Genomic DNA, 4821 nt, shown 5'->3' with positions numbered 1-4821 from the left:
TGCTCTACAGCCTGCGGCCCGAGACCGCAAAATCTCTTATCGATCGACTCACAGAGTTTTTCGACCTCGACTGAACCCAACAAATTCATCCGAAAGGAAATCATGTCCACGCAGCAAGATGCGCCTTCTCACACGTCGTGGTTCGACATCCCATATGCAGTCGATGGGGGCATCGGTACACGGGCCCATATTGGCATGCTGGTATTTGACACCGACCAGACCATCTCGCACGAGGCACGGGCGATGTTGAACATCCCAGGCATCGCAATTTACGAGAGCAGGCTTCGGGCGGACAAGAAGCCCGAAGATGATCTCAAAATTGATAAATTGGGGGCGATAGTTGATTTGATCGCCGAAGCCGTACCACTGATCAACAGTCTCCGTCGACCCGACGTGGTCGCGGTCGCCTGCACCTCCGCGGCGATGGTAGCCGGGCCACAGGAACTCGAACGCATTATCCAAACTGTTCATCCCAAGGCGAAAGTCACTGATCCGTTCACTGGGATCCTGACAGCTCTTCGATCCCTTGGGTCAGCACGCATCGGGTTTGTTTCACCATACCCTCACGACATCGCCCAAGAGATGATCCAAAGGCTCGAAGGAGCGGGCGTCCAAGTGCCGGCGGTGGGCACATTCCACAATGAAAACGGATTCATTGCCGCCGAGGCGCCGTTTATTTCCCCACAGACCATCTCGAAAGCCGTTCAGGAAATGGCGGACAACGTTGACATCGACACGATCGTTGTCGCCTGCACTCAAATGCGTGCCGCTGCGGTCCTCGAAGAACTCGAACAGCAAACAGGAAAAACTGTCATTTCATCCAATCAGGCCATGTGCTGGCACGCCCTGCGACTCGCCGGATACCACGACAAAGTTCCTGGCTGGGGAACCCTGTTTCAAACAGATCTCCAGACACCTGACAGAGGCTAGACCATGACAGCAAAGACCAGCCATGGGGAAACTGGCCAAAGAACAGCCCAGGCCGCCACTCCAGAGGAACTCGCGGCGAAGGAAACGGACAGCCCAAGTGATGCGTCTGTTGACCTTCCAGAGCGCATCGGGGAAACCTCGGAGACGTTTATCCAAGCGCAGGACGTACTTGAAATCCAAGCTGACCGCCGTTGGTTCCATATGCATCCGGAGCTGTCCGGCCGTGAATACCAAACGGCGGAAAGAATCGCCACCCGGCTCAAGGAAGCCGGGGTCGACGACATCACCCATATGGCAGAAACGGGGGTGTGCGCATGGATCCGCGGTTCCCTGCCGGGCAAGACCATACTCCTACGGGCGGACATGGACGCCTATCCCGTGGAGGAAGCGGACCGAGGACAAAGCTACCGTTCACAGGCTGAGGGAGCTCACCATGCCTGCGGACACGATGCCCACATGGCAATTCTGTTGGGTGTGGCGAGGGTTCTCGCAAGAACAAGAACCACGTTGAACGGCAATTACGTCCTCGTGTTCCAACCCGCAGAGGAATTCGGCGGAGGTGCTCGGCGGTGCATCGAGAGCCGCCCCTGGCCGGAGGACCTCGAACCTGACCATTCCCTGGGCCTGCATATCTGGAACGAACTACCCGTCGGAACGGTCGACGTAACAACTGGCGCGGTGATGTGCGGCGCAAAAAGTTTCGAAGTCACCTTCGAAGGGAATGGCGGTCATGCTGCCGAACCACACCTAACCAAGGACCCGATAGTGTGTGCCGCCGCCTTCGTCTCCGGGCTCCAAACCCTGGTCTCACGAGAGCTAGCCCCAACTGACGTCGGATTGGTGACCGTTGCACGGACCTCGGCCGGCACCTCCCAATACTCGCGCATTGCCGATCAGGCCTTCCTCGGGGGAACGATACGGGCCATGGAGCCCGACATCCTAAGGACACTCAGTACGCGGGTACGGGAGTTTGCCTCCGCTACCGGCGCCGCCTTCGGACTTCGTACATCAGTATCAGTGTCCAGCGGTGGCTACCCTCCGTGCACAAACGATCCCGCTGTCTCCCAGCTAGTAAGTTCAACCGCAGCCGGAACAATCGGTCCAGACAACGTCTCGACCGGTTTCCGCACCTGCGGCTCCGACGATATGTCCGAATTCCTGCAGCGTTATCCCGGCTGCTACTTCTTCCTCGGCGGCCGTGGACTGGAGCAGGACTCCACCTCACGAGCACATACACCAGCCTTCGATTTCGATGAGCGCGCACTCGAGACCGGAGCCAAAGTCCTAGCGGCATCAGCCCTATCTTTAGCCACTCAGAAAAGGAAAGATAAATGGTAACAACAAACGAGGAAGCCCCCAACCAGGTCGTGCCTTACGACACTGATCGAATGAGGGCCATTCCTGTTCAAACAGCAAAACGCGAACTCAACGGGGAATGCCGCCAGCGGCTGGCACGCCTACGGGAGCAGATGACGATCCAAGGGCTAGGCGCCGTCGTAATAACCAACCCGGAAAACATGCTCTACTACACCGGCTATTACACCAAGGCCGGTCACGCCTCACAGTTTCTCCTCATCGATGCCGACCGGACGATTGTCGCAACTAGGGGCTCAGAGATTGCCAACGTCGCCCGGTCGGTGGACGCCGGCGCTCTAATCGATGATTGCATTTGTTACGCCGAGGAAGTCCCCCCGCTCGATGCCTTACGCTCAATGTTGCGCGGCAAGGAGGGGACAAAAGTTGGAGTCGAACTTAAGAGCCGATGGTTTCAGACCTCTTATTACCTGGCTATGGAAGCTGTCCTCGGCCGGGACCGGTTGATTGACGCTTCCGAGCTGCTGGTGGCACCTCGTCGAAAAAAGTCAGACGTCGAATTGAAAGCAATGCGCCGTGCCGGACGAATCACGGCGGATACAATGAACGAGACACTTGCCGCGATCGAACCCGGCGTCACGGATTACAGCTTGGCGGGCACGGCGCTCAATGCAGCCATTCGACGAGGGTCGGAGTGGTCCGCCACGTGGCCGAACATCGGTGTCGGGCCAGTCAGCGGAGTTGGACACGGATCATGGAGCAACATCCAAGTGTCCGCCGGTGACACGGTAGCAGTTGAACTAGGCGGCGTCATTGACCGCTACCACGCCCCAGCTTGCCGTACGGCACTCGTGGGACCAGTCGCCTCAGATGTCGCCCGAGCGGCTGAAGTGCTCCTCGATGCCGCTGCTGCTGGCCTTGAGGTCGTACGCGGCGGAGTTGACGCCCGCCGAGTCTACAACGCATTCTTTGACGTTCTGAAGGTCGGCAGGGTCGCAGACATCCTCGCTTACAAGTGCTACGGCTACATGACAGGCATAGGATTTCCGCCCACGTGGGCGCATGAGCTGGGCCAGTCAATTACCGCGGACAACGAATTCCAGCTGGAGCCGGGCATGACTTTCCACATGCTGGGGTTCCTCCAGATTCCAAACCAATGGGGCATTGGTCACAGCGACACAATCGCCGTAACCGAAACAGGATACGAAACGCTGACCCCCGGACTGCCGTACGAACCGATCTACCGCTAGAAGGAAGGCGACGACGTGTCGTCGCCTTCCTTTCTGCCGTGGCATTGACGAGTAGGGTCGAAGTCCAGTCAAGCCGATAGGCAGGACTGGCTGCAGACTTCGGTTCACGTCCTCGTGAAGAATGAACACATGTTCACCGGGATTGGCGCCGGGTCCCCTACGCCTCCCCAGCCGACATTGAAAAGAATTGCTACCGAACCTGGGGGAACTCTGCTCGAGGGCAGTGGAGCAAAGGATCGAAAGACGATTAATTACGATCGTTTGAGCATGCAGAGCCTACTGACGCTCTTCAGTATGCCAGCCTCCCAAAACGGCAGTCTGCGGCACTTAAAAGTACGCCATCCGGGCGCTCTGAATGGTTAGCCGATATCGATTGGCACTTAGCCATCGGAATCGTAGCGCGACCATGTAGCTGAAGGACCACACGTGCTCGCCGCATTATTCACCCTACGTCGTAAAGCCACCTGATTGGATTCAAGTTTCCCTTTCATCGTCAAGCCTAAGGATGCGCCAAGATGCCGACCAGAGCCACCACCTCGTCCCAAATTGAAAACCGACTCAACGAACTCGGAATACACCTCCCGCAAGTCGCAGCTCCCGTTGCCGCCTACGTTCCCGCCGTCATCAGCGGGGACCACGTGTACACCTCCGGGCAGCTGCCCCTGATCGACGGAAAACTGCCCACCACCGGCAAGGTCGGCACTTCTGTCACCCCTGATCAGGCCAAAGAGCAAGCAGCAATTTGCACCCTAAATGCCCTTGCCGCCATCAAGAAACAGATCGGAAGCCTCGATCGGATCACACAGATCGTCAAATTAGTGGGCTTCGTCGCTTCAAGCCCAGGCTTCACTCAACAGCCAGCCGTGGTGAATGGTGCCTCCGAACTGATCGGCCAAGTTTTCGGTTCATCCATCGGCGCACACGCTCGCTCCGCCGTCGGCGTCGCCGCGCTGCCCCTCGATTCCCCGGTCGAAATCGAAATCACGGTACGTTTCAGTTAGGCGCGCAGTCACGCTTACACGATCGGCTCGTTTACGGTATCCCCGTGACGCCGTCACAACGGCCAGATTCATGCCATCCGCGCGCATGAATTCGATAAAGGACGCTGCTCAGTCCGAGGTTCCAAGCCCTCGCGTCCGGTAGGCGGTGTCTTTGTCCATGTTCCAGCCGGCGAGCATTCCGTAGCCGAGGAGTTGGTCGCTGAGTTTGGCTAGGCGGTACTCGGGGTCGGCTTCCAGGGCGAGTTGCAGGTATTGGTGGGCTTTGCTTCCGCGGCCTTCCCACCAGTTGATGTAGCCGATGGCTGTGAGGAGGGGCGCGGAGTGTT

5 protein-coding genes are annotated in these 4821 nt (G+C 58.1%); 4 read left to right on the top strand and 1 reads right to left on the bottom strand.

Features of this window, described 5'->3' with window-relative positions:
- The 4 genes from AC3WJU_RS22195 to AC3WJU_RS22180 all read left to right on the top strand — a co-directional run.
- Positions 1–930 (top strand): maleate cis-trans isomerase family protein (locus AC3WJU_RS22195; RefSeq protein WP_492260885.1); only part of this gene is annotated, 930 nt, incomplete at its 5' end.
- 3 nt (positions 931–933) lie between these two features.
- Positions 934–2268, top strand: a complete 1335-nt coding sequence (locus AC3WJU_RS22190; protein WP_492260884.1) for a M20 metallopeptidase family protein — start codon at positions 934–936, stop codon at positions 2266–2268.
- Entirely contained in the window at positions 2262–3494 is a 1233-nt protein-coding gene (locus AC3WJU_RS22185) for a M24 family metallopeptidase (RefSeq protein ID WP_492260883.1), read from the top strand. The genes AC3WJU_RS22190 and AC3WJU_RS22185 overlap by 7 nt, the downstream gene beginning before the upstream one ends.
- Positions 3495–4009: 515 nt before the next feature.
- The gene (locus tag AC3WJU_RS22180) at positions 4010–4495 is read left to right on the top strand and encodes a RidA family protein (protein WP_492260882.1); all 486 of its coding nucleotides are present in this window, start codon (positions 4010–4012) and stop codon (positions 4493–4495) included.
- 108 nt (positions 4496–4603) lie between these two features.
- Here AC3WJU_RS22180 and AC3WJU_RS22175 read toward each other — a convergent pair.
- On the bottom strand, positions 4604–4821 hold a 218-nt coding region (locus tag AC3WJU_RS22175), incomplete at its 5' end, for a DUF4192 family protein (RefSeq protein WP_492260881.1).

The organism is Arthrobacter sp. FW306-1B-F12A (genome assembly GCF_058781865.1).
Note: the sequence above shows the minus strand (reverse complement) of the source record. Positions and strands in the feature narration are given on the sequence as shown.